Annotated in this window: 26 protein-coding genes; 20 read left to right on the top strand and 6 right to left on the bottom strand. The window is 59.1% G+C overall.

Features of this window, described 5'->3' with window-relative positions:
- The first annotated feature begins 55 nt into the window (after positions 1–55).
- The 3 genes from HY2_RS11620 to HY2_RS11610 all read left to right on the top strand — a co-directional run bounded on the left by HY2_RS11620 (position 56) and on the right by HY2_RS11610 (position 2,159).
- Positions 56–793: a DUF72 domain-containing protein gene (locus HY2_RS11620; RefSeq protein WP_034827750.1), complete on the top strand. Its 738-nt coding sequence runs from the start codon at positions 56–58 to the stop codon at positions 791–793.
- A gap of 58 nt (positions 794–851) precedes the next feature.
- A complete protein-coding gene (locus tag HY2_RS11615) occupies positions 852–1,235 on the top strand; it encodes a hypothetical protein (protein WP_199285703.1) in 384 nt (127 codons plus the stop codon).
- Between the two features lie 129 nt (positions 1,236–1,364).
- Positions 1,365–2,159, top strand: coding sequence for a transglutaminase-like domain-containing protein (locus HY2_RS11610; protein ID WP_034827745.1), 795 nt, complete (start codon positions 1,365–1,367; stop codon positions 2,157–2,159).
- A 148-nt stretch (positions 2,160–2,307) separates the two neighbouring features.
- Here the strand turns inward: HY2_RS11610 and HY2_RS11605 are convergent, their stop codons facing one another.
- Entirely contained in the window at positions 2,308–3,597 is a 1,290-nt protein-coding gene (locus tag HY2_RS11605; protein ID WP_051594946.1) for an O-acetylhomoserine aminocarboxypropyltransferase/cysteine synthase family protein, read from the bottom strand.
- A 50-nt stretch (positions 3,598–3,647) separates the two neighbouring features.
- The gene (gene ypfJ, locus HY2_RS11600; RefSeq protein ID WP_034827743.1) at positions 3,648–4,496 is read right to left on the bottom strand and encodes a KPN_02809 family neutral zinc metallopeptidase; all 849 of its coding nucleotides are present in this window, start codon (positions 4,494–4,496) and stop codon (positions 3,648–3,650) included.
- A 176-nt stretch (positions 4,497–4,672) separates the two neighbouring features.
- Here ypfJ and pepF point away from each other — a divergent pair, with 176 nt between their 5' ends.
- A complete protein-coding gene (gene pepF, locus HY2_RS11595; protein WP_051594945.1) occupies positions 4,673–6,619 on the top strand; it encodes an oligoendopeptidase F in 1,947 nt (648 codons plus the stop codon).
- Positions 6,620–6,663: 44 nt separating this feature from the next.
- Positions 6,664–7,083 carry a secondary thiamine-phosphate synthase enzyme YjbQ gene (locus HY2_RS11590; RefSeq protein ID WP_034827741.1) on the top strand — a complete coding sequence of 140 codons (420 nt, stop codon included), beginning with the start codon at positions 6,664–6,666 and terminating at the stop codon, positions 7,081–7,083.
- 5 nt (positions 7,084–7,088) lie between these two features.
- On the opposite strand, the gene HY2_RS11585 is transcribed toward HY2_RS11590, so the two are convergent.
- Complete coding sequence (locus HY2_RS11585; RefSeq protein WP_034827739.1) at positions 7,089–7,754, bottom strand: ferredoxin reductase domain-containing protein; 666 nt, start codon at positions 7,752–7,754, stop codon at positions 7,089–7,091.
- Positions 7,755–8,032: 278 nt separating this feature from the next.
- Here HY2_RS11585 and panD point away from each other — a divergent pair, with 278 nt between their 5' ends.
- Together panD and HY2_RS11575 are read left to right on the top strand one after the other, a co-directional pair.
- Entirely contained in the window at positions 8,033–8,389 is a 357-nt protein-coding gene (panD, locus tag HY2_RS11580) for an aspartate 1-decarboxylase (protein WP_034827812.1), read from the top strand.
- Between the two features lie 197 nt (positions 8,390–8,586).
- The gene (locus tag HY2_RS11575; protein ID WP_034827737.1) at positions 8,587–8,877 is read left to right on the top strand and encodes an alpha/beta hydrolase family protein; all 291 of its coding nucleotides are present in this window, start codon (positions 8,587–8,589) and stop codon (positions 8,875–8,877) included.
- On the opposite strand, the gene HY2_RS11570 is transcribed toward HY2_RS11575, so the two are convergent.
- The 3 genes from HY2_RS11570 to lgt all read right to left on the bottom strand — a co-directional run bounded on the left by HY2_RS11570 (position 8,878) and on the right by lgt (position 11,973).
- Positions 8,878–9,873: an LLM class flavin-dependent oxidoreductase gene (locus HY2_RS11570; protein WP_034827735.1), complete on the bottom strand. Its 996-nt coding sequence runs from the start codon at positions 9,871–9,873 to the stop codon at positions 8,878–8,880.
- An 88-nt stretch (positions 9,874–9,961) separates the two neighbouring features.
- Complete coding sequence (locus HY2_RS11565) at positions 9,962–11,017, bottom strand: class I SAM-dependent methyltransferase (protein WP_034827733.1); 1,056 nt, start codon at positions 11,015–11,017, stop codon at positions 9,962–9,964.
- Positions 11,017–11,973: a prolipoprotein diacylglyceryl transferase gene (lgt, locus tag HY2_RS11560; RefSeq protein ID WP_233346810.1), complete on the bottom strand. Its 957-nt coding sequence runs from the start codon at positions 11,971–11,973 to the stop codon at positions 11,017–11,019. The genes HY2_RS11565 and lgt overlap by 1 nt, the downstream gene beginning before the upstream one ends.
- Before the next feature lie 81 nt (positions 11,974–12,054).
- Here lgt and HY2_RS11555 point away from each other — a divergent pair, with 81 nt between their 5' ends.
- The 13 genes from HY2_RS11555 to ctrA all read left to right on the top strand — a co-directional run bounded on the left by HY2_RS11555 (position 12,055) and on the right by ctrA (position 21,295).
- Positions 12,055–12,306 (top strand): accessory factor UbiK family protein, encoded by a 252-nt coding sequence (locus HY2_RS11555; protein ID WP_034827731.1) that lies wholly within the window; start codon positions 12,055–12,057, stop codon positions 12,304–12,306.
- Between the two features lie 132 nt (positions 12,307–12,438).
- Positions 12,439–12,942, top strand: a complete 504-nt coding sequence (locus tag HY2_RS11550; RefSeq protein ID WP_034827729.1) for a type III secretion system chaperone family protein — start codon at positions 12,439–12,441, stop codon at positions 12,940–12,942.
- 22 nt (positions 12,943–12,964) lie between these two features.
- Positions 12,965–13,774, top strand: coding sequence for a pyrroline-5-carboxylate reductase (gene proC, locus HY2_RS11545; protein ID WP_034827727.1), 810 nt, complete (start codon positions 12,965–12,967; stop codon positions 13,772–13,774).
- Between the two features lie 11 nt (positions 13,775–13,785).
- Positions 13,786–14,460, top strand: coding sequence for a hypothetical protein (locus HY2_RS11540; RefSeq protein ID WP_034827724.1), 675 nt, complete (start codon positions 13,786–13,788; stop codon positions 14,458–14,460).
- Positions 14,461–15,543, top strand: a complete 1,083-nt coding sequence (locus tag HY2_RS11535; protein ID WP_034827722.1) for a phosphotransferase family protein — start codon at positions 14,461–14,463, stop codon at positions 15,541–15,543.
- A 211-nt stretch (positions 15,544–15,754) separates the two neighbouring features.
- Positions 15,755–16,027: a CtrA inhibitor SciP gene (gene sciP, locus HY2_RS11530; RefSeq protein WP_034827721.1), complete on the top strand. Its 273-nt coding sequence runs from the start codon at positions 15,755–15,757 to the stop codon at positions 16,025–16,027.
- 107 nt (positions 16,028–16,134) lie between these two features.
- Positions 16,135–16,809: a hypothetical protein gene (locus HY2_RS11525; protein ID WP_034827719.1), complete on the top strand. Its 675-nt coding sequence runs from the start codon at positions 16,135–16,137 to the stop codon at positions 16,807–16,809.
- Positions 16,806–17,747: a flagellar motor switch protein FliG gene (locus HY2_RS11520; RefSeq protein ID WP_034827716.1), complete on the top strand. Its 942-nt coding sequence runs from the start codon at positions 16,806–16,808 to the stop codon at positions 17,745–17,747. Before HY2_RS11525 ends, HY2_RS11520 begins: the two co-directional genes overlap by 4 nt.
- Positions 17,747–18,148: a hypothetical protein gene (locus HY2_RS11515; protein ID WP_034827715.1), complete on the top strand. Its 402-nt coding sequence runs from the start codon at positions 17,747–17,749 to the stop codon at positions 18,146–18,148. Before HY2_RS11520 ends, HY2_RS11515 begins: the two co-directional genes overlap by 1 nt.
- 14 nt (positions 18,149–18,162) lie before the next feature.
- Positions 18,163–18,429, top strand: a complete 267-nt coding sequence (fliN, locus tag HY2_RS11510) for a flagellar motor switch protein FliN (RefSeq protein ID WP_051594943.1) — start codon at positions 18,163–18,165, stop codon at positions 18,427–18,429.
- A 164-nt stretch (positions 18,430–18,593) separates the two neighbouring features.
- Positions 18,594–19,601: a flagellar biosynthesis protein FlhF gene (locus tag HY2_RS11505; RefSeq protein WP_034827711.1), complete on the top strand. Its 1,008-nt coding sequence runs from the start codon at positions 18,594–18,596 to the stop codon at positions 19,599–19,601.
- Between the two features lie 4 nt (positions 19,602–19,605).
- Positions 19,606–20,445, top strand: coding sequence for a nucleotide-binding protein (locus HY2_RS11500; protein WP_034827708.1), 840 nt, complete (start codon positions 19,606–19,608; stop codon positions 20,443–20,445).
- A gap of 136 nt (positions 20,446–20,581) precedes the next feature.
- The gene (gene ctrA, locus HY2_RS11495) at positions 20,582–21,295 is read left to right on the top strand and encodes a response regulator transcription factor CtrA (protein ID WP_034827707.1); all 714 of its coding nucleotides are present in this window, start codon (positions 20,582–20,584) and stop codon (positions 21,293–21,295) included.
- The last annotated feature ends 99 nt before the right edge of the window (positions 21,296–21,394 follow it).

Here is a 21,394-nt window from a genome sequence, read left to right as displayed (position 1 = left end):
TTCAAAGGGCGGCCTGCGGGTCGCCCTTTTTGTTTGTGGCTGGGGGAGATGTGTCATGGGACACGACATTCATGTCGGAATTGGCGGCTGGAGCTTTGACGACTGGCGGGGGCGCTTCTATCCGAAGGATCTGCCGAAGACGCGGGAGCTGGAATATGCCAGCCGCCGCCTGACGGCCATCGAGATCAATTCCACCTTTTACCGTAACCAGCCAGAGCATGTTTTCGCCCGCTGGGCAGGGGAGACCCCGGACGAGTTTCGCTTCACGGTGAAGGCGCAGCGCATGACGACCAGCCGTAATACGCCCTCTGCCATTGAGGAGGCCATAACCTGGTTCGTCGGCGGAGGGGTAACGGCGCTAGGTGACAAGCTGGGCGCGATCAACTGGCAGTTCGCCGCCAGCAAGACCTTTGACACGGACTACTTCGACACCTTCCTGTCCACTCTGCCGAAAGAGCACGATGGCGTCGCGCTGCGTCATGCTATTGAAGTGCGCCATGAAAGTTTCAACACGCCAGCCTTTGAAGACATGCTGCGCAAACATGGCTGCGCGCTCGTCTTTGCCGATGATGCTGACTGGCCGATGCCGGACATGAATACAGCCAGCTTTACCTATGCGCGCCTGCAAAACAGTCAGGCCGGGGTCGAGACGGGATATAGGCCTGCGCAGCTTGATCAGTGGGCGAAAACGCTGCGTGGCTGGGCGGATGAACGGGAGGTGTTTGCCTTCTTTATCTCAGGCGCGAAAGAAACCAATCCGGCTGCAGCGCAGGCACTGATCCAGCGCCTGTAGGGAACGGATGCGTCTCTCGCACGGTTGATGCGGTGACAGCTGATAGGGGTAACGCATCATGATTTCACTTCTTCTTGACCTAGCCAATATTTTTGGCGGCTTCCTACTCGCCATAGGTCTGCTGGTAAAAATCCCTAATGTCGGGGACGATCTGGCCGGAGGCGCTGCAAAGGTGGCTCAGCTTGGATGGCTGATCGGAATTGTCGCGCTGGTGACGGGCGGATATTATCTTATCGTTCACCTGACGACGGGACCGCATCTTTTCCACTTCGAAGTGGTCGGCCTGATCACAGGCGCGCTGTTGATGACAGATCGGGTTCGGGCAGGGCGGCTTACGCAGGATCCGGTTGCCAAGGGGGCTGATCCGTTCACCACAGCAATTGCCGTATTTGGCGTGATCGCGATCATTGTCGGTTTTCAGGGATTGTTCACGCCGGGTTGAGCTGTTACCGCGGCGGGTAGAGTGGCCGCCTGAAATCTTTTTGCGGGGCGGCAACGAAACCTCTTGCAGGGCATTATCCTCATATCGTCATCTGGGCGATCCTCTCTGACCTTTCAGGATACCCCACTCATGCGCGTCAGTATCAAGGCTTTCCTGGAATACAGTTTCCCCCAACCCGCGGATGTCTTGCTGGCCCTGGAGGCGGCGCGCGCGCCAGACCAGCGCGTGATTGCAGATGCCCTGACAGTGAACCCTCCTTGCGATCTGAGTGTCGCGGATGGCCCGGATGACAAGGGCGTGCGGCAATGGATGAAGGCACGCGGTGATGTCATGATCACATATGAGGCGCTGGTGGATGTGACGCGCGGGCCGGTCGAGCTGGCTGGCCTGTCTGTGCCGCCGCATCATGAATTGCCATCTGATGTGACCTCATATCTATTCCCGAGTCGGTACTGCGAATCCGACCGTATGATGACGTTCGTCCAGCGCACCTTTGCTGGCCAGCAGGGCGGGGACCAGGTGCTGGCCATGGCTGACTGGATTTATGAGCACTTCGACTATGTGCCCGGCGCCAGCGATGGTGAGACGACAGCCGCAGACAGTTTCATGATGCGTCAGGGCGTCTGCCGGGACTATGCCCATGTGCTGATCAGCTTTGCACGCTCAGCCGGTATTCCGGCCCGCATGGTCTCGGCCTATGCGCCAGGCATTAAGCCACCGGATTTTCATGCCGTGGCGGAAGTCTGGCTGAACGATGCTTGGCGGCTCATCGACGCGACCAAACTGGCCGATGAGCGTAATCTGGTGCGTATTGCCGCCGGGCGCGATGCAACTGATATCAGCTTCATGACAATCTTTGGGTCGGCAGAGCTGAAGCGTCAGAGCGTGGATGCCGTGACGGTGGAAGACAGTGTTGCTGGCTAGCTGATGTGCAGTGTCTCGGCTGGGCGAAAGACCGGCAGGGTGAAATCTTTGAGGCGCGAAAGGCTTATGCCGTCGCAGGCTGGATGTGACTGCACACAAAAAAGGCGGCCCGTAAGGACCACCTTTTCTGATGGGACCGGAAAGAGGTTCAGCCCGCAGCGTTTAGAGCCTGATCCAGGTCTGCGATCAAATCATCGGCGTCTTCGATGCCAATGGAGAGGCGGACCGTGTTCGGCGCAGCACCAGCGGCTACTTGTTGCTCTTCCGTTAGCTGACGGTGCGTCGTGGAGGCCGGGTGAATGACCAGGCTGCGGGCGTCGCCAAGGTTTGCGACATGGCTGAACAGGTTTAGCCCGTCCACGAATTTGACGCAGGCCTCATAGCCGCCTTTCAGCTGGATGGTGAACAGCGCGCCGGCCCCCTTCGGACAGATCTTCGCGATCCGGCCCTTGTAAGGTGAGGAGTCGAGGCCGGCATAGGTGACGCCTGCGACCGCGTCATGGCCTTCCAGCCATTTGGCAATCTTCTCGGCGTTTGCAACATGTCTATCCATCCGCATGGAGAGCGTTTCAATGCCCATCAGCGTATAGTGTGCCGCTTGCGGGTTCAGCGTCATGCCAAGATCGCGCAGGCCAACGGCAATGCCATGGAACATGAAGGCGGCCGGGCCGAAGGTCTCATGGAATTTCAGGCCGTGATAGGCCGGTTCCGGCTGAGACAGCGACGGGAACTTGTCAGAGGCAGACCAGTCAAACTTGCCGGAATCCACGATAGCTCCGCCGGTGACCGTACCATTGCCGGTCATGTATTTTGTCAGCGAGTGGACGACCAGTGTCGCGCCATGTTCGATGGGGCGACAGAGATAGGGCGTGGCCGTCGTATTGTCGACGATCAGCGGCACGCCAGCTTCATCCGCAATCTTGGCGATGGCGTCGAGATCGGTGATGTAGCCACCAGGATTGGCGATCGTCTCGCAGAAGATGGCCCGGGTGTCTTCATCAATCGCGGCTTTGACGGCGTCCAGGTCGTCGAAGTCGACAAAGGTGCATGACCAGCCAAAGCGTTTGAAGGTCTGGCTGAACTGGGTGATCGTACCGCCATAAAGGCGGGTTGAGGCAACGATGTTGCGGCCTGGTGCCATCAGCGGGAAGAGGGCCATGATCTGGGCCGCATGGCCGGAGGAACAGCAGACCGCCCCTGCGCCGCCTTCAAGGGCCGCGATGCGGTCTCCCAGCGCAGCCACCGTCGGGTTGGTCAGACGGGAATAAATATAGCCGACTTCCTGCAGGCCAAACAATGCGGCGGCGTGGTCTGCGTCGCGGAAAACATAGGCCGTGGTCTGATAGATGGGCACCTGGCGAGCGCCGGTGGCCGGGTCCGGAGTGGCTCCGGCGTGAATTTGCAAAGTCTCAAAGCCCATCGGCTTGCCGTCCGTCATGTCGGCGATCTCCCTTTATTGTGTGTATGGTCCTGCTGGGGCAGGGGGGGTCAGTTGAATGTATCGCACTGGCGCGGGTCGCCAGTTTCGTAACCGCGGTTTAGCCAGGTCATGCGCTGTTCGGCGCTGCCATGGGTGAAGGCTTCCGGTGTGACTCGGCCCTGAGAGCGCTTTTGCAGCATGTCGTCACCAATCGCATTGGCGGTTTTCAGACCTTCCCGCATGTCGCCCGGTTCCAGCGCCACGGTGCCATTGGAGGCCTTGGCTGCATTGGCCGCCCAGACGCCGGCATAGCAATCGGCCTGCAGTTCCAACGCCACAGAATACTTGTTCGCTTCGGCCTGGCTGCCTGCCTTCTGCTGGGCCTGGCGGACCTGCTGGGATGTGCCGGTCAGCGTTTGCACATGGTGGCCGAATTCATGTGCGATGACATAGGCGCGAGCAAATTCCGCGCCGGACGCGCCGAGTTGGTCTTCCATCTGCTGCCAGAAGGAGAGGTCTAGATAGACCGTCTGGTCATTCGGACAATAGAACGGGCCCATGGCGGCCTGGCCATAGCCGCAGCCTGTGGAGGTGCCTTGCGTATAGAGCACGACGGTCGGCTCGCGATAGTCCGGCAGCATGCCGTTCCAGACATCATTGATGTTGGCGCCGACGACATCAACGAACTGGCCAGCCTGGTCTTCCGGTGTGCCGACTTCGCCACTCTGCTGAGAAGAGGTTTGCGTGCTCGTGCTTTCGATCAGGCGTTCAACGTCTTTAGGTTCCATGCCGAAAACGAAATAGCCGACCAGGGCGATCACTACGACAATAAGGCTGCCGCCACCGACCGCCTTGCCGGGGCCAAGCCCGCGTCTGTCTTCTACATTTCCGCCTCTGCGTCCACCTTGCCAGCGCATGCTTCACTCCATCCTGCCTACCCATTGGGCGAATATCCGGGATAGCGCGTCGGGCCCGGGCCGTCACCCTAGAATGTTTGACATCTGGGTTTAGGCCCAGCCTGATTTCGCTTGTCAGGCGATCGGCTGCATGGTTTCTGTATTTCTCGATAAACAATAAGTTTGGGGAAGTTGGCATGATCAAGATCCGCAATATGTTCAAGGTAGGGATGAGTGGTTTGGCCCTTATGGCGATGTCTGGTTGTGCCATGATGTCGGAGGCGCAATTGGGTCAGGAGCCAAATCTGACGGTGGAGCTGCCGGTCACGGCCCCTGCCACGCCCGAACCGATCTCCGAGGCTTATGTTTGGGACCTGACGGAGCTGTATGCTTCGCCGGAGGCATGGGATGCGGCCTATGATGACATCAAGGCGCGCACCGCTACGCTGTCAGATTACAAAGGCACGTTGGGACAAAGCGCCGAGGCGATGGCAAAAGCCTTCCGGGCGACATCCGACACGGCGAAAGACATGGTGCGCCTCTACACCTATGCGTCCCTCTCTCATGATGAAGACCAGCGTGCGCCCGAATCCCAGGAACGGTTCGGCAAGGCGCAGGGCCTGTTCCAGACTTTCGGAGAAGCGACCAGCTGGATGGACCCGGAAGTGCTCAGCGTGGGCAAGGAAACCGTCGAGGCCTATCTGGCAGAAGAACCTGCGTTGGAGCCGTTCCGCTTTACGCTGGAAAATACACTGCGTCAGGCTCCGCATACGCTGGACGAGAAGGGAGAGGCGCTACTGGCCCTGTCCGGCCAGGCGCTGTCACAGCCAGGGCAGATTTATTCCCTGTACGCCAATGCCTCCATTCCATGGCCCAGCCTGACCCTGTCAGACGGCATGGAAGTCAAGCTGAACCAATCTGGCTATTCCCGCTATCGTGGCGCGGAAAACCGGGAAGACCGCAAGGCCGTATTCGACACATTCTGGAGCGCGTGGAAAACCTATGAGAATGGCATGGGTGCCACGCTGAATGCGCAGGTTCTGTCTGCCGTGTTCCAGGCCAAGGCGCGCGATTTCGACAGCGTTTTGGAACGCAACATGTTCGATGATGCGTTGCCTGATGAGATTTATACCCAGTTGGTCACACAGGTGAATGAGGCGCTGCCGGTGTTCCACCGCTATCTGAAGTTGCGCGGGCGCATGCTGGGCGTGGAAAATCTGCGCTATTACGATATCTATCCACCGATCATCAAGGCCGATACGGGCACGTTCGACATGGAGCGTTCAAAGGAGCTGACCTTTGCGGCGCTGGAACCGTTTGGCGAGGAATATCTGGGCCTGCTGCGTCAGGGTCTCAGCGAGCGCTGGATGCATGCCTATCCTCAGGAGGGCAAGGAGACCGGAGCCTACATGTCCGGCTCTGCCTATGATGTGCACCCTTATGTGCTACTGAACCATAATGATGATTACGACTCCCTCTCAACCTTTGCGCATGAATGGGGGCACGCCGTACACACACAATTGGCCAAGAGTGCGCAGCCTTTTGAAACGGCGGGCTATTCCACCTTCATTGCGGAGATGGCTTCCACCATCAACGAGATCCTGCTTGAAGAATACATGATCGCCCATGCCGAGACGAAGGAAGAAAAGCTCTATTATCTGGGCTATGCACTGGAGAGTTTGCGCGGCACATTCTACCGCCAGACCATGTTTGGCGAGTTCGAACTGGCGATCCATGAGGCGGCCGAGCGCGGTGAGCCACTGACCGGCGCGAAGCTGACGCAGATTTATGGAGACCTCTTGCGCAAATATCATGGCGAGGCTGAAGGCGTCATGAAGATTGATGATATGTATGCGGTGGAGTGGGCCTATATCCCGCACTTCTATTACGAGTTCTATGTTTACCAGTATGCGACCTCTGTGTCCGGGGCGGCCTGGTTCTCCGAACAGTTCCTGGCCGGGGATGAGGGTGTACGCGACAATTTCATCAATGTGCTGAAAGCCGGCGGTTCTGACTATCCGCACAATATTTTGATGAATGAAGCCGGCCTCGATATGACCAAGCCGGATGCCTATCAGGCCGTCGTGCGGCGCATGAATAATATCATGGACCGGATTGAGGCCCTGCTGGACGAGGAAGAATAGGGCGGGGTCTTTAGCTTCCGACCTATTTGCGATATTCCGGGGCCATGCAGACGACAATCACGCTTTCGACGCATGGCCCGGGTCTTTATGAGTTCACCCGCGAGGTGGAGGCCTTCACGCACGGGCAGGGGAATGGCCTGCTGACGCTGTTCTGCCAGCATACATCCTGCTCCTTAATCATTCAGGAAAATGCCGACCCGGATGTGCAGCGGGATTTGCAGGCCTTCTTTCAACGGCTTGCTCCGCCAGCGGATGACCCATCCATGAACTATCTGGTGCATCGCACAGAGGGACCAGACGACATGCCCGCGCACATCAAGGCGGCGCTGACGCAAACCTCGCTGTCGATCCCGGTTTCAGGTGGGCGCATGGCGCTCGGGACCTGGCAGGGGATTTACCTGTTCGAGCATCGCGACGCTCCTCACACACGGCGCGTGGTAGCGCATTTTTTGAGGGCTGACTAAGCGGGCTATTCCTCGAATGTGATGCCGTCGGTATTTGCACCGAGATTCTTCAGGTCCGCCTTGATGTCGTCCACCATCTTGTCCGGCCCGCAGACATAGAATTTCTGGTCATAGTTATCGACATATCTTTCCAAAAAGGCCGCGTCGATCTTCCCTCTGTCGAACTCTGACCCGTCCTGTCCTGTGACGGTCCAGATACAGGTGAGGCCTTTCATGCTTTCGAATTCATCGCGCAGGATGATGTCTTTCTCCGTCTTGTGTGAGGCGATCAACGTGTGGCCGTCCAGTTTTCCGTCTGCTGCAAGCCGGCGCAGAATGGCGATGAAGGGCGTTACGCCTGCGCCGCCCGCGATGAAGACCCCGGGCCCCTTATAGGTGATCGTGCCCCACGCATCGTCAATCAGCAGGCTATCGCCCGGCTCCATCGACCAGAGCTTGTGTGTTACACCATCATGGTCGTGATAGGATTTGATCGTGAACTGCAGATCACCCCATTCTTCCAGCGCCGTGAATGTGAAGGGGCGTTTCTCATCGCGCCAGCCATCCTTGTCTAGGGAAACTTCAGTCGCCTGGCCGGGCTGGAACTCATAACCTTCGGGCTTTTCCACGCGATAGGCGCGGACATTATGGGTGACAGGTTCCGTATGCAGGATGCGGACTTTATTCGCCATGATGAGAGCTCACTTCTTTTAGGTTCCCTTAATTGACGCTGGCCAGGGGCATTGGTTCCGGCGTGGCGATGCGCGGAACTCAGGCCGCATAGTGCGTCACCAGATCTGGAGGCTTGTGCGATGCTTCGCAGTAGGGCGTGGCCTCTCTCTGCAAGGCCCATAACAGTCTTTACTCCATTATGGTGCAATGCAATAAGCCCCTTGCCCAACGGGGAGGGCACCCCTATATGCTCATTGTGAGCATAATGCCGCGCAAACACTTTCAGGAGGGCTCGTCCTTGCTGCTCAACATGCTGAAATCCAAGCTTCACTCTGCCACCGTTACGCAGTGTGACCTGCACTATGAGGGCTCGGTCTCGATAGATCAGGATCTGCTTGATGCGTCCGGCATCCTGCCGAACGAGCGCGTGGATATCTGGAATGTCACCAATGGGGCCCGCATCCAGACCTATGCGCTGGAAGCTCCGCGCGGCTCCAAAACGATCGGTGTGAACGGCGCTGCGGCCCGTCATTTTGCCGTAGGCGACACGGTGATCATCGCAGCATTTGCCGGTGTGGAAGCCGAAAAGGCCCGCCAGCACGCGCCGACGGTCGTCCTGCTTGGCGACAATAACGAGATCAAGCAGCCCGCCTGACCCAGAGCCGAAAAGTCACTCTTTCAGGTGACTTTCATGGTTGCCGTGTTTTCCATCTAAAATAGCCTTTCCTCATATCAGGGGAGGTTAAGTATGCGTTTTGTTGCGGCCATGATGATGGCATTGATCCTCGCCTGCACAGGGCGCATTGCGAGCGCAGAAGTCCCGCATCCTCCACTTATGGAAGACGCCATTGGGTGATTGACTACTGGAAGCGCGTTGCAGGCGACCCCCGGGCTGAGAAGGAAAAGTTGGAGGAGATTTCACCTGTAAACGAGGCCGAAAATTTCACCGCGCCGGTTCTGCTGATTCACGGCAAGGATGACACAGTTGTTGATTTCACACAGGGCCGCATCATGGAGCGTGCAGGCAAGGACGTTACGTTCGTTGAACTGAAAGATGAGGACCACTGGCTGTCACAGGGCGAGACGCGGATTGAGACGCTGAAGGCCATGTCGGACTTTGTGGACCAATATATCGGCGAGTGATCAGGCTCCGTTTATGGATTTCATCACATCGGCAATGATCTCGAATGAGCGGATGCGCTTGTCGACATCATACATATCAGACACCACCATCAGTTCGTCCGCCTCCGTGCGGGCGAGCAGGTTCTGAATGCCGGTGCGCACCTTGTCCGGCCCGCCAATGATGCTGACCGCCAGCATATGACTGGCGCGCAGCTTTTCTGCTTCTGTCCAATAGGCGTTGATGTCGTCAATCGGCGGCTGGGTCAGCTTGCGCTGCCCGCGCACCAGATTCGCGAACGACATCTGCTGCGAAGTCGCGAGATATTTCGCCTCTTCATCCGTGTCCGCCGCAATGATGTTGACACCGATCAGGGCATAGGGCTTTGCTTGGTGCTCTGAAGGCTTGAACTGGCGGCGATAGACTGCCAGTGCATCATCCAGTGCCTGCGGCGCAAAGTGAGAGGCAAAGCCGTAAGGGAAGCCGTAGGCGGCGGCCATTTGCGCGCCAAACAGGCTGGAGCCGAGAATCCAGATCGGCACATTGGAATTTGATCCGGGGACGGCTTCAATTCGCTGACCATCTTCAACGGGGCCGAGATAGGCTTGCAGTTCCAGAACATCCTGCGGAAAACGGTCCGCACTCATCGGGTCGCGGCGCAGCGCGCGTAGGGTCAACTGGTCCGTTCCTGGTGCGCGGCCAAGGCCCAGATCGATCCGGCCTGGATAGAGCGCCTCCAGTGTGCCGAATTGTTCGGCAATGATGTAAGGTGCGTGGTTTGGCAGCATGATGCCGCCTGCGCCGACGCGGAGTGTCTTTGTGCCGGCAGCAATATGGGAAATCACGATCGAGGTCGCAGCCGTCGTGACGGCGGGCATGTTGTGATGCTCTGCCACCCAGAAACGCTTATAGCCAAACCCCTCGGCCTGTTGCGCCACGCGGCGCGCATCATTCAGCGCGTCCGCCCGCGTAAAGCCTTCTCGCACGCGCCCCAATTCCAGAATGGAAAGATTTGCCAAGTGTCTGCTCCCTGATCGGCTTACCATCGTTCAGATGGGGGTAGGCTGCCAAAAGCCAAGGGTCAGAGACGCTGCGGCAGGTGCGCCGCTAGAAGCCGGCAGGGTGGGGGAGGGCTTTGCTGGAGAGGCAGATGGCCTTGAAGCGGCTGCCCATGTCTTTCGGGTCAATCAGGCGCTGGGCGTTGTTGTAGATCGCCTCGGCATGGTCTGGATTGGCCTCTACCAACTGGTTCAGGCGTGCCTGCGCGCCAAGGCCCATCAGGAACATGCCCTGCGGGGTGGGGCCGGTGACGTCGAGGCCGATCTTTGTGGCCAGGCGCTTCAGACGGCCAAAATCCACATCTACGGTCAGGTCGGCGTCTCCGGGGAAGGCCAGCGGGGAGACCTGCTCGCCCAGCTTGAAGGCCCGAAGGCTGTCGCCCGGTGTGGCGTCTGCGGGGCCATAATCGAGGAACAGCGCGCGGAACGGGTCAGCGCGGGTGACAAGGTCTGCGATCAGCAGGTCAAAGCCGGTCTGCACTTCAACACATTGGGCGGTGTCTGCGCTGCGTTCCGGGGCGCGGGCCTCATCTGCGGCGAGGCCAAAGGCGAGGTTTCCATCATCGTCGAGGCCGATCACGCATTCGCGCCAAGTCCCGCCATCCTTGCGGAATTGTCGGGCGGGCAGGCAGTCGAGATATTCATTTGCGAGCAGGACCATCGGCCCGGCAGGCACCTCGGACAGCGTGTCGGAAAAGGCGGGTTCATAATCCTTCAGGCGCTCGGTTTGAACCTTGCGCAGCTCCGGGCTCGGCTCCACCAGTCTCAGCTGCGCCGCATCGGCAAATTTGCGACCGCCCGCGACATAGGCCAGGCGCAGCGCATCAGCCATAAGTGTGCCCCGTCCGGGGCCGATCTCGACCAGCTGGAATGTGCCGGGTTCGCCCAGCGCCTTCCACTCATGAACGGCCCACAGTCCAAGCAGCTCCCCGAAGATCTGGCTGACTTCCGGGGCGGTGATGAAATCCGTGCCGAGACCGGGACGTGTGGCGTAATAGCCTTGCGCCGTATCATGCAGGGCCAACTGCATATAGGTCGATACCGGGATCGGCCCGTCCGTCTCGATCAGGCGGATGATGCGGTCCTTGAGGGTCATGTCAGCCATCAGTCTGCTTTGGCGGCGGGCTTTTTCAATGCGTTCCACACCAGCCAGATGCCGCCGATCCACATCGGGATGGAGAGCAATTGCCCCATCGTGATCCAGTCCGGCAGGCCGTCGACAAAGCTGTCGGGCATGCGGAAATTCTCAACAATCGTGCGGCCCGTTGCATACATCAGCAGGAACAGTCCGGCCACCAGTCCGGGCCGCTTCAACGCGCCAAAGCGCCAGATCAGGATGGACAGTACGATCAGCGGCACCCAGCCTTCCAGCACGCTTTCATAGATCTGGCTGGGGTGGCGCGCGGTTTCGAGGCCCGAATAGACCCATTCGCCGGTCGCCCAATTATAGGCGGGCGGGGTAGAGCCCGGCACATAGCCCTCCGGGAAGACCATGCCGACAGGGGCGTCCGTATGGCGGCCATAAAGCTCGGCATTCACGAAATTGGCGAGGCGGACGAGGCCGATGCCGATCGGCGCGACGACGCCGGCAATGTCTCCGATGGAATAAAGCGATACCTTTTTGAGATAGGCAAACAGGCAAAGCGCAATCGTGACCCCTAAAATGCCGCCATGGAAGGCCATACCGCCATCCCAGATCTTGAAGATGGTCAACGGGTCATTCGCGATCACATCAAACTGGTAGGGCACCATATAGAAGAGTACATATCCAAAGCGTCCGCCCAGAATGATGCCGACAATAATCCAGAACATGATGTCGTCGAGCTGGTCCTTGGTAAGCGGCGAGGTGCCACCAAACAGGGCTGGGCGCTTTACCATCGCGGTTGCATACCACCAGGCGAGGCCGATTCCGGCCATATAGCCGAGCGCGTACCAGCGCAGATGAAACTGTCCGAGCCCCAGGAAACCGAGGTCAATCGACAGTAGCGCCGGGCTGACATCCGGAAAGGTCAGCGCGGCTGCAGGCATCACTATTGCAGCAAAACTCATCATATCCAGCATGCGGCGTCTTTTCCCTGTCTTGCCTCGGGCCTATCTGTTAGGAGTGAACCTGTCCGCCCGCCCCCGCGAAGGAGTAGCCTCATGGCCGCAACAAATCCACTGCTTGATGACATTGCAGGTCTGATGACCGGAGCGATGGGGGCAGCGCGGGCTGCAGGCGAAGAGGCCAAGACGGCCGCGCAGGCCCGTGTGAAGGCCATGATCGCCGATATGGACCTGGCCGGCCGGGATGAGGTTGAGGCACTGAAAGCCCTCGCAACAGCGGCCCTGGAGCGGGTCGAAACACTTGAAAAGCGCCTTGAAGACCTCGAGGCGAAGGTGAATTCCAATTAAGCCTTTACTGCAGGCTAATCTTGCCTGTCTGTTAATCACACTGGACGCGGCGCCTCGCGCGCGTTTCAACAGACATTGGCCATGTTGCGCGAATCCGCGCACCCATAAACTCTGAAAGAAGGGGAGACTTTCATGAGCCTTGATCTTTCACGCGATGAGTTTGCTGCGGCAGATCCACTGGACCGTGTTGAGGAAGCCCTCGAAATCGCTGGCTGGCAGCATGAGCGCGATGAAGAAGGAACCATTCAGGCTGTAGCGGAAACCCGCTGGGGCGATATGGGCGCCTTGTTCGCATTCCGCCCTGAACCGGCAGCTATCCATTTTTCTGTCACACTGGACATCAAGCCAGTTGCCGCCAAGCGCGCGCAGCTCTCAGAGCTGATCATAATGGCGAATGAGCGTCTGTGGCTGGGCCATTTCGACTATTGGGCGGATGAAGGCGTGGTCATTTTCCGCTATACTTTCCCGATGACGGACCGGGATGAAGTGTCTCTGGGCGAGATCCGCTCTGCTGTCGCGGCTTCGGTCAGCGCAGTGGACCGGTTCGTGCCGGCGTTCAACTTCCTGATCTGGGCAGGCAAATCGCCCCGTGAATCCATTGATGCCGTCATGTTTGAAACGCATGGCGAAGCCTGAGGCCCCGGAAACCCTGTAAAAGATGAGCAGCGCAAAATCGATTGTCCTGATTGGGGCCGGGAGAATGGGCTCGGCGCTGGCGACAGGCTGGCTGTCCGGCAAGGCCTCTCCGGACCTGTCGATTGTCGATCCTGCGCCGTCTGAACAGGTCCAGAACTGGGCCGATGCCGGAAAATTGGTGCTCAATCCTGATCCGTCCCCGGCAGGCATAGTCGTACTGTGTGTCAAACCGCAAATCTTTCCGCGCATCGTGGAAAGTGTGAAGGTCTGGATCGGCCCGAAAACACTCGTTGTATCCGTCATGGGCGGCATTCGGCTGGGCCAATTGACGGACAGGCTGGAAACGCCGCGTATCATTCGCGTCATGCCGAATACGCCGGGTGCGATCGGCAAGGGTGTTGCACTGATGGCCCCTGCGCCCTCTGTGACCAAAACCGATATTGAGGTCGTTCAACGCCTTTTGAAATCTCTGGGCCGTGTCGAAGGCCCGATGGACGAAAAAATGCTGACAGTGGCGACCGGTATTTCCGGCTGCGGACCGGCCTATGTCTTTCTGCTGGCCGAAGTGATGGCAGAAGCCGCAGAGGCCGAAGGTGTGCCACGCGACATGGCCATGCGGCTGGCGGTCGAAACCCTTACGGGCTCGGCGGCCCTGATGGCAGCATCGGATGAAACGCCAGGGGCTTTGAGAAAAGCGGTTACTTCACCCGGCGGCATCACCCAGGCAGCCCTTGACATCCTCATGGATGACGGTGGGATGCCCCTATTGATGCGCAAGGCACTCCGGGCCGCCATAACCCGCGACCGGGAGCTGTCCAGAGACATGGATTAGAGGAGCCAGTGATGAGCGATACGGCAGGCATACTTGGAAAAGGCCTGCTCGCTGCATTGGAGCTGGCTGCCGAAACCGCCTGGGCTGACCTGACACTTTCAGAGATTGCGGATACAGCAGGCCTCAGCCTGTCAGACTTTCATGGTGTTGCCGGTAAAGATGAACTGGCCGCGTATGCGGAGACCTATTTCGACGGGTTCATGTCGGAAGAGGGCGTCTCGCATGATGAAACGCCGCGCGAGCGTCTGTTTGATGTCATCATGCTGCGCTTTGAGGCGATGGAAGACCATCGCGCCGGTCTGATCTCTCTGATGACCTATCGTGACCGTGTGCCATCCCTGCTTCTGAAACTGGCAGCGGCGCGCAAGCGCTCTGCGGACTGGGCGCTTGTCTCGGCAGGGCTCGACAGACGGTCCGGCGCGCCGGTGCCTCTCAAGGCCGTCGGTGTCGCCTATGTCATCGGCAAGGCAGAGCGGGCCTGGCGCAAGGAAACCAGCGGAGATTTTGCTCTCACCATGGCTGCGCTCGACCGGGGCTTGCGTGATGCAGAAGACCGCATGCAGCAATTCCAGCGGATGACCGGCTGGGGCCGCAGCCGCCGCGCGGAAGAGGCGCGCTCAGGACAAGATCAAGATAAAGAGCAGGAAAATCCTGCCGATAAAAGCACCAAAGTGGAGGAAACATGAATGAGTCGACCTGGCCTCGATGCAGACCCGCTCACCTTGGGGGCGGACTGGTTTAATGCTCTATTCGAAGAAATTGGCATTGATGCAGAGGTAAAAGGCCTCACCGCGAAATCAATCGGAACAGGCCAGATCGGTGAAAATGTCCGCTTTGTGTTCGATTATAACCGCAAGGGATCGAACGCCCCGGATACACTGGTCGGCAAATTTCCCTCCGGCAGTGAAGACAGCCTGATGACGGCGAAACTGCTCGGTCATTATGAGCGCGAAGTGCACTTCTATCGCACCTTTCCGAAAGTGGCGGGGGTCATCACGCCGAAAGCCTTCTATACAGATTACGACTCCAATACGAACCGGTTTGCCCTGATCATGGAAGATATGGCCCCGTCAGAGCAGGGGGACCAATTGCGCGGCTGCACTGTGAAAGAGGCTGAAAAGGCGCTTGCCTCTGCGGCTGTGCTGCATGCGGCGCACTGGAATGATCCGGCGCTCGATACCTATGCCTGGCTGCAGGGAAGTGAGCTGGCACCGCCACCCGCCTTGCCGCCGGAGCAGGTTGTCGGGCTGTGGTACGGATTCAAGGATCGCTATGGCGAGCGGCTGAGTGCGGAAGACATTGAAGTCGGCGATGCCTATGCTACAGCGCTGCCGGCCTGGAGTGAGGGCTATGAGGGCCCGCATGCCCTGACGCATAATGATTTCCGGCTGGACAACATGCTGTTTGGCAAGGGCAGCGCGCCCAAGCCACTGGCGATTGTAGACTGGCAAACGGTCGGCAAAGGCGCCCCGGCGGGTGATGTGGCCTATTTCATTGGTGCGGGTTTGACGCGGGATGACCGGCCCAGGTATGAGCAGGCCTTGCTCCGCTATTACCATTCCTGCCTGCAGGATCAGGGCATCACTGATTATGCGTTTGAAGACCTCTATCGGCACTACCAGTGGTTTAGTTTTTACGGTATGTCGGTTGCGTTCGGCGCGGCGATGCTTGTTAAACAGACCAAGCGCGGAGACGAAATGTTCCTGACCATGTTGCGCCGTCATGCGGCCCAGGCACGGGATAATGGCGCTTTGGAATTGCTGCCATAATTCGCCATAATGTTGTCATTTCTGTAATGAATGCGGGAGATTCTCACCTCTTGTACCGGGGCGGTACAGCTTTACGAACATCCTCCTAACCGAAGCTGTAAAAGTGACATACTGCCTTACGCCTAGGCTTAAACCCCTCAGTGTATCTTCCTGTCCACAGTTCCCGGAGAAGCCGGGCTGTTTTCGACTATGCAACCAGAATGGTGTGGACATGGAAAAACATAATGCACGTAATCAAGGCGTCCCCGGCCCCGACGGCCAGACGCTGACCCTGGCAGACCTGCCGTCCCCTAATATCTCCCGCTGGGTGACGCGCCGCAAAGCTGAAGTCGTTGCAGCAGTCTCTGGTGGCCTTCTTAGCCGCAAGGCAGCCTGTGACCGCTACAGCCTGAGCGACGAGGAATACGAGACCTGGGAAAAGCTCTACAACCGTCACGGCACCAAAGGCCTGCGTACAACCCGCCTGCAGCAATATCGCAGCTAGTCGGGGTCAGGGTTAACAAGCTCCTGTCTGTTAAACACAAATTTACGCGCCGAGACCTATGAATAGTCCTGAACGCCGGAATCTGCTTCCGGCGTCAGGAGTGTTTGATGGATTTTCGGTTCGCAAAATCGCAGCGCAGCGCGGGGCCCTCCACACAGGCCATCGCGCTGTTTGCATGTCTGATCGTAATCCTGCTCGGTTGCTGGCGGGGAACAAGTCTGTTTACCCAGCCTGCCGATGAGTGGGTGCCTGGCTCCAAGGTCGAAGCCTCTCTCATGGGTATTCTTGAGCCTGTCGCAGGCAAGGGAAATATCCGGCTATCGGTGACAGGTGAGGGCACGTCTCACTCCGTCCTGATCCTGCTGGCGAGCCGCGTCAGTGAAGCCGCACCTACGCTGGAGCGTCTGACGACATCCGCGCTGATGATGAATCCGGAAGAGGGCGATCAATTGGTGATCGAGCAGGCCGCCTTTTCGCGCGGTGTGCCGGGCCGTCCGTCTGCTTCAGGCTGGACGGAACTCGGCCTGTATGGCGCATTGCTGGCGATGCTCGCCTGGATTGGACTGAAGCCGTCCGATGCACCAGCGGCGGATGCAAAGCGGGTCAAAGCCGCAGAGCCGGTTGAAGCTGCACTTGAGCCCGCCCTGCAAGAGACCCGCCTGAAAGCCAAACCGGCCCTGACCGCGGAGCCCGGCGCCGCTGCAAAACTCGTCCAGAAAGATCCGGCCCGCACGGCCTCCATCCTGCGTAGCTGGATGCATGGGGAAGGGGGGGCCGCATGACCGCGCTTGCCCTGAAACAGGCTGGGCCATCCGCGCGCCCGCCGGAAGGCCTTGCTAGATCTGCTCGTCTAATGCGTGCGCTTGGCCCGGATGCTGCCCCGGTCTGGGGAGAGCTGTCCAGTGAAGAGGCCCATGCGCTGTCTGTCGCCATGGATGCGCTGGACGATGATTACGGCCATGAGGCCGAAGCCGTGCAGACCTATGTGAAGGCGCACACGCATTACACGCCCAAACCCGCAGCCGGCAGCAGCGTCTGGGCGCGTCTCTCTGCCATGGAAACGGCGGACCTCCTGCAGCTGCTGGGCGGGCAGCACCCCCAAACCATCGCGCTGATCCTGTCGCGCATGGAGGGTGAAGCCGCCGCACGGCTGCTGAAAGTTATCCGCACCAGACACGCCGTCGATATCATGCAGCGCCTTCTGCATATCGGTCCGGTAAACCCGATTGCGCTGAAAGGGCTGGAGGCGGCCGTCTCCGGCTGGCTGGACAACAGTCTGCGGCCCTCCATTGCCAGCGGGCATGAGCGTATTGCCCGCATCTTTGACCAGTTGGACAGCCAGGCAGAGCAGAACCTGCTCGCGGCACTGGACAGCGCTGAGCCGGGTGTGGGTGACCGTGTCCGCGCGCTCATGTTCACTTTTGATGATCTCGCGAAAATGGACACGGCAGGCCTGCAGACCCTACTGTCATCGTCAGACCGCGCCATGCTGACCCTGGCGCTGAAGGGTGCAAAGCCGGAAACGGCGACGGCCTTCTTCCGCAACATGACGCAACGTGCGGGCAGCCTGCTGCGCGAGGAAATCGCCATGCTGGGCCCTGTGCGCCGCAGCGAAGTGGAAGCGGCCCGCCGTGAACTAGTCCGGCTGGCGCGCGCCCTGATTAATCAGGGCGATATTCGCGGTGGTTTGCCGGAAGATGAGGACGAACTGGTCGAATAATGCAGCGCGCTGTCAAATCCCTCACGCCTTTTGACTTCCGCAGCGATTTCAGCGTTGCGGCAGCCCCGCCTGCCGTGCTCGAAGAAGACCCGCCGGTCCGCCTGACAACCCCGGAACTGGTGCAATTGCTGGCAGAAGCGCGGGCTGAAGGCGCTGCAACTGTGCGCGCGGAACAGGCGCGTGACGAGGCGGAGCGCTTGCAGGCGGTCACGAATGCGCTCAACGAGGCTTTGGCAAGTCTCGTGGCCCTGACAAGCCATCTGGAGGCCTGCGCGCTGGAGGAGGGTTTCAGTGAGCGGGCCACTCAGCTAATAAGGGCGACAGCCCGCACCATCATAGACGGGCAGGGGGACCTGTTCGCCGCGCAGCAATCCCTTAAATCCGACCCATTCAGAGGATAGCCGGAAGGACGATCATGACTGATTCCGAAAACCCCGCCCTGAAGAAGAGCCTGATGGATGTACCCGTCCGCGTGGATGTGGTGCTGGGCGAGGTGCGCATGCCGATCGAGGAATTGATGGCCATGTCGGAAGGGGACATCATCGCCCTTCAGCGCAAGACCGACGAACCGGTGGATATTTACCTTTCCGACCGCCTGATGGCGCGCGGCAAGCTGGTCATCGCCGATGGACAATTGGGGGTCACCCTGTCCGAAATCGTTGATGAACGTGCAGCTGCCTGAGATTCCGGCAGCCAACATTAAATCCCATACATGCTTCACAATTCCTAACGCAGGGCAGGAAACTGTTAACCTTTAGCTGTGTTAACTGTTTTCCGAGGATAAGCATGTCCTGTTGCACCAATGGGGTGGTGTGCGATGGGGTGTAACAAGGGAAACATGCAGACATGCGCATGAAGATGTTCGCTGCGGAGACTTTCGAAGCTGCCAAGGCGATGATTTTTGCCGAGATGGGCGCCGATGCGGTGATCCTGTCAGAGCGCGAAATCGACGGGGGAGTCGAGGTCCGCGCAGCTACAGACAAGCTTGGCGGAGGAGTGGTGCCGAGCGAGCCGCTCTTCCTGCGTGAATCGCGCGGCGGTCACGGCCGTGGCTCTGAAAACCCGCTCTACAGCCGCGTCCGCGACGCGCTACTCTGGCATGGCGCACCCCAGCGCTTTGCAGACCGTGTGGCAAATGAGGGGGCTGGCCGCCACAGCACGCCAAGCTCCGCCCCTGAAGATTCCATCGCCGCCGGTCTGGAGCGTATCGTTACCTGCGACCCGATTCCGGCGCGCCTGGAAAAGGATATCATTCTCGTTGGACCTCCGGGGCATGGCCGCACCGCGACAGCTGCAAAGCTGACCCGTCGCGCCGCCGTGGCTCGCACCCAGATCATGCCGGTTGCCGCAGATCTCGACGGCACGGCCGGAGGCGAGCTGCTGGCCGCTTATCTTGAGCAGGAACGCGGCCAGATCCGCATTGCCGAGACGCCCGACGCCCTGTTCAACGTGCTGCGCAGGCTGCGCGAGACCGGCAATCGCTGCATTATCGACCTGCCGGCCATCAATCCATTCGATCAGGATGATATGGCCAGCCTGCAGGATTTGATCGCCGTTGTGCGCGCCGAGCCTGTGCTCGTCATGTCTGCCGAGGGACATCCGGAAGATCAGGCCGATTCGGCCCGTGCCTTTGCCCGCGCCGGCATTCGCCGCGCGATCCTTACCAAACTCGACATTGCCCGCCGGCGGGGAGGGGCCATATCGGCCCTGTCATCAGCTGGCATTGCCTTCTCGCATCTCGCCGTGACGCCGTTTATCGGCGGTGGGCTGGTGCCGGCAGCGCCCTCCCGGCTGGCTGCCTTGTTGATGGAAGATGCCCCGGGCGATGTGATCGCCCTGAAAGGAGCTGCGTAATCTCATGAGCTTCATGCTTCGAAAATCCCAGGATCGGCCGCAACAGCGCCCGGCTCCGCGCGTTGCTCCGGCCTCGATCATCGCTGTTGCCAGTGGCAAGGGCGGGGTGGGCAAGACCTTCATGGCCATCACGCTGGCTTCTGCCTTCGCGCAGGCTGGCAAGCGCACGCTGCTGGTGGATGGTGATCTTGGCCTTGCCAATGTTGACGTACAGCTGGGCATCGCACCGGAAACAGACCTCGCCGCCGTGATTGCAGGCTGGGTTGAGCTGGATGATGCGGTTACGCCCGTTGATGGCGGCGCTGCAGGAGGTGGTTTTGATGTGCTGCCGGGCCGGTCAGGCTCAGGCGCTCTCGCTGAGCTTCCGCCAGAAGAAGTTGCCCGCCTTGCCGCGGGTCTCTCTGCGCTGGCCCTGCAATATGACCAGGTGGTCGTGGACCTTGGCGCCGGCATTGAGGCCAACTGCATGCGCCTGGCGCGTGCCGCCGACAAGGCATTGATGGTTATCACGGACGAGCCGACCTCGATGACGGATGCCTATGCGTTCATCAAGGTTCTGAGAGGTTATGCGCCGAACGTGGAACCCGTGATCTGTATTAACCAGGCCGAATCACGCGCTGCAGGGCAAAGAACCTATGAGGCGATTGCGCGGGCTTGCCAGACCTTCCTTGGCTTCCGTCCACATCTTGCAGGCACCGTTATGCGGGACCCGAAAGTGCGCGATGCGATCCGTTGCCAGAAAACGCTGATCTCTACGGATCAGCAGGCGCAACCGATCCAGGATGCCATCGCAATTTCACAGATGCTGATCGGCGCGGGTTCCTCCGCGGAGCTTGGCTATTAATCTGTGTGAAGAAAGTAGAACTTTTTTGAGGCAAATCGCACGGCTCGTTAACCTTCGTTAAAGGATCAGTCCGTAGGATTCACTTTAATAGGAAATGCGACTAGTTTGGTCGTAAGTTGATTCGGGAGACGAGATAATGCGCGTCCTGCTTATTGAAGACGATAGCGCTGTCGCGCGTTCAATCGAGCTGATGCTGAAAGCTGCGGGCTTCAACATCTATACGACCGACCTTGGCGAAGAAGGCGTCGACCTCGGAAAAGTCTACGAATACGACATGATCGTGCTGGACCTCTCCCTGCCGGATATCTCCGGGTATGAGGTGCTCAAACAGCTGCGGATGGGCCGTGTGAACACGCCGGTCATGATCCTGTCCGGTAACCCTGACATCGAAGCCAAGGTTAAGACACTCGGCTACGGCGCAGACGATTACCTGACCAAACCGTTTAACAAAGACGAGCTGATTGCCCGTATCACAGCCATTGTGCGTCGCTCCAAAGGCCATGCCGAGAGCGTGATCCGCACAGGCGAAATCATCGTCAACCTGGATGCCAAGACGGTGGAAGTAGACGACGAGCGCGTTCACCTGACCGGCAAGGAATACCAGATGTTCGAACTGCTCTCGCTGCGCAAGGGCACGACGCTGACCAAGGAAATGTTCCTCAACCACCTCTATGGCGGGATGGATGAGCCGGAACTGAAGATCATCGACGTGTTCATTTGTAAGCTGCGCAAGAAGCTGCAGCAGGCGACCGGTGGTAACCATTATATCGAAACCGTCTGGGGCCGCGGCTATGTGCTCCGTGACCCGCGCCCGAGCTCGAAAACAAACGAGATTGAGGAAGCCGCCTGAAAGCCTGCCTTGACTTAAGAGTCCTCCAGACCCCCCGGTCCCCCTGGCCGGGGGGTCTTCTTTTCAGATGCCCGCTTGCAAGAGCGGGCAAATAACTGA

The sequence above is a fragment of the Hyphomonas pacifica genome, assembly GCF_000682675.1.
Lineage (GTDB): Bacteria > Pseudomonadota > Alphaproteobacteria > Caulobacterales > Hyphomonadaceae > Hyphomonas > Hyphomonas pacifica.
The sequence above is the reverse complement of the archived record's forward strand: the minus strand, read 5'-3'. Positions and strand labels throughout refer to the sequence as shown.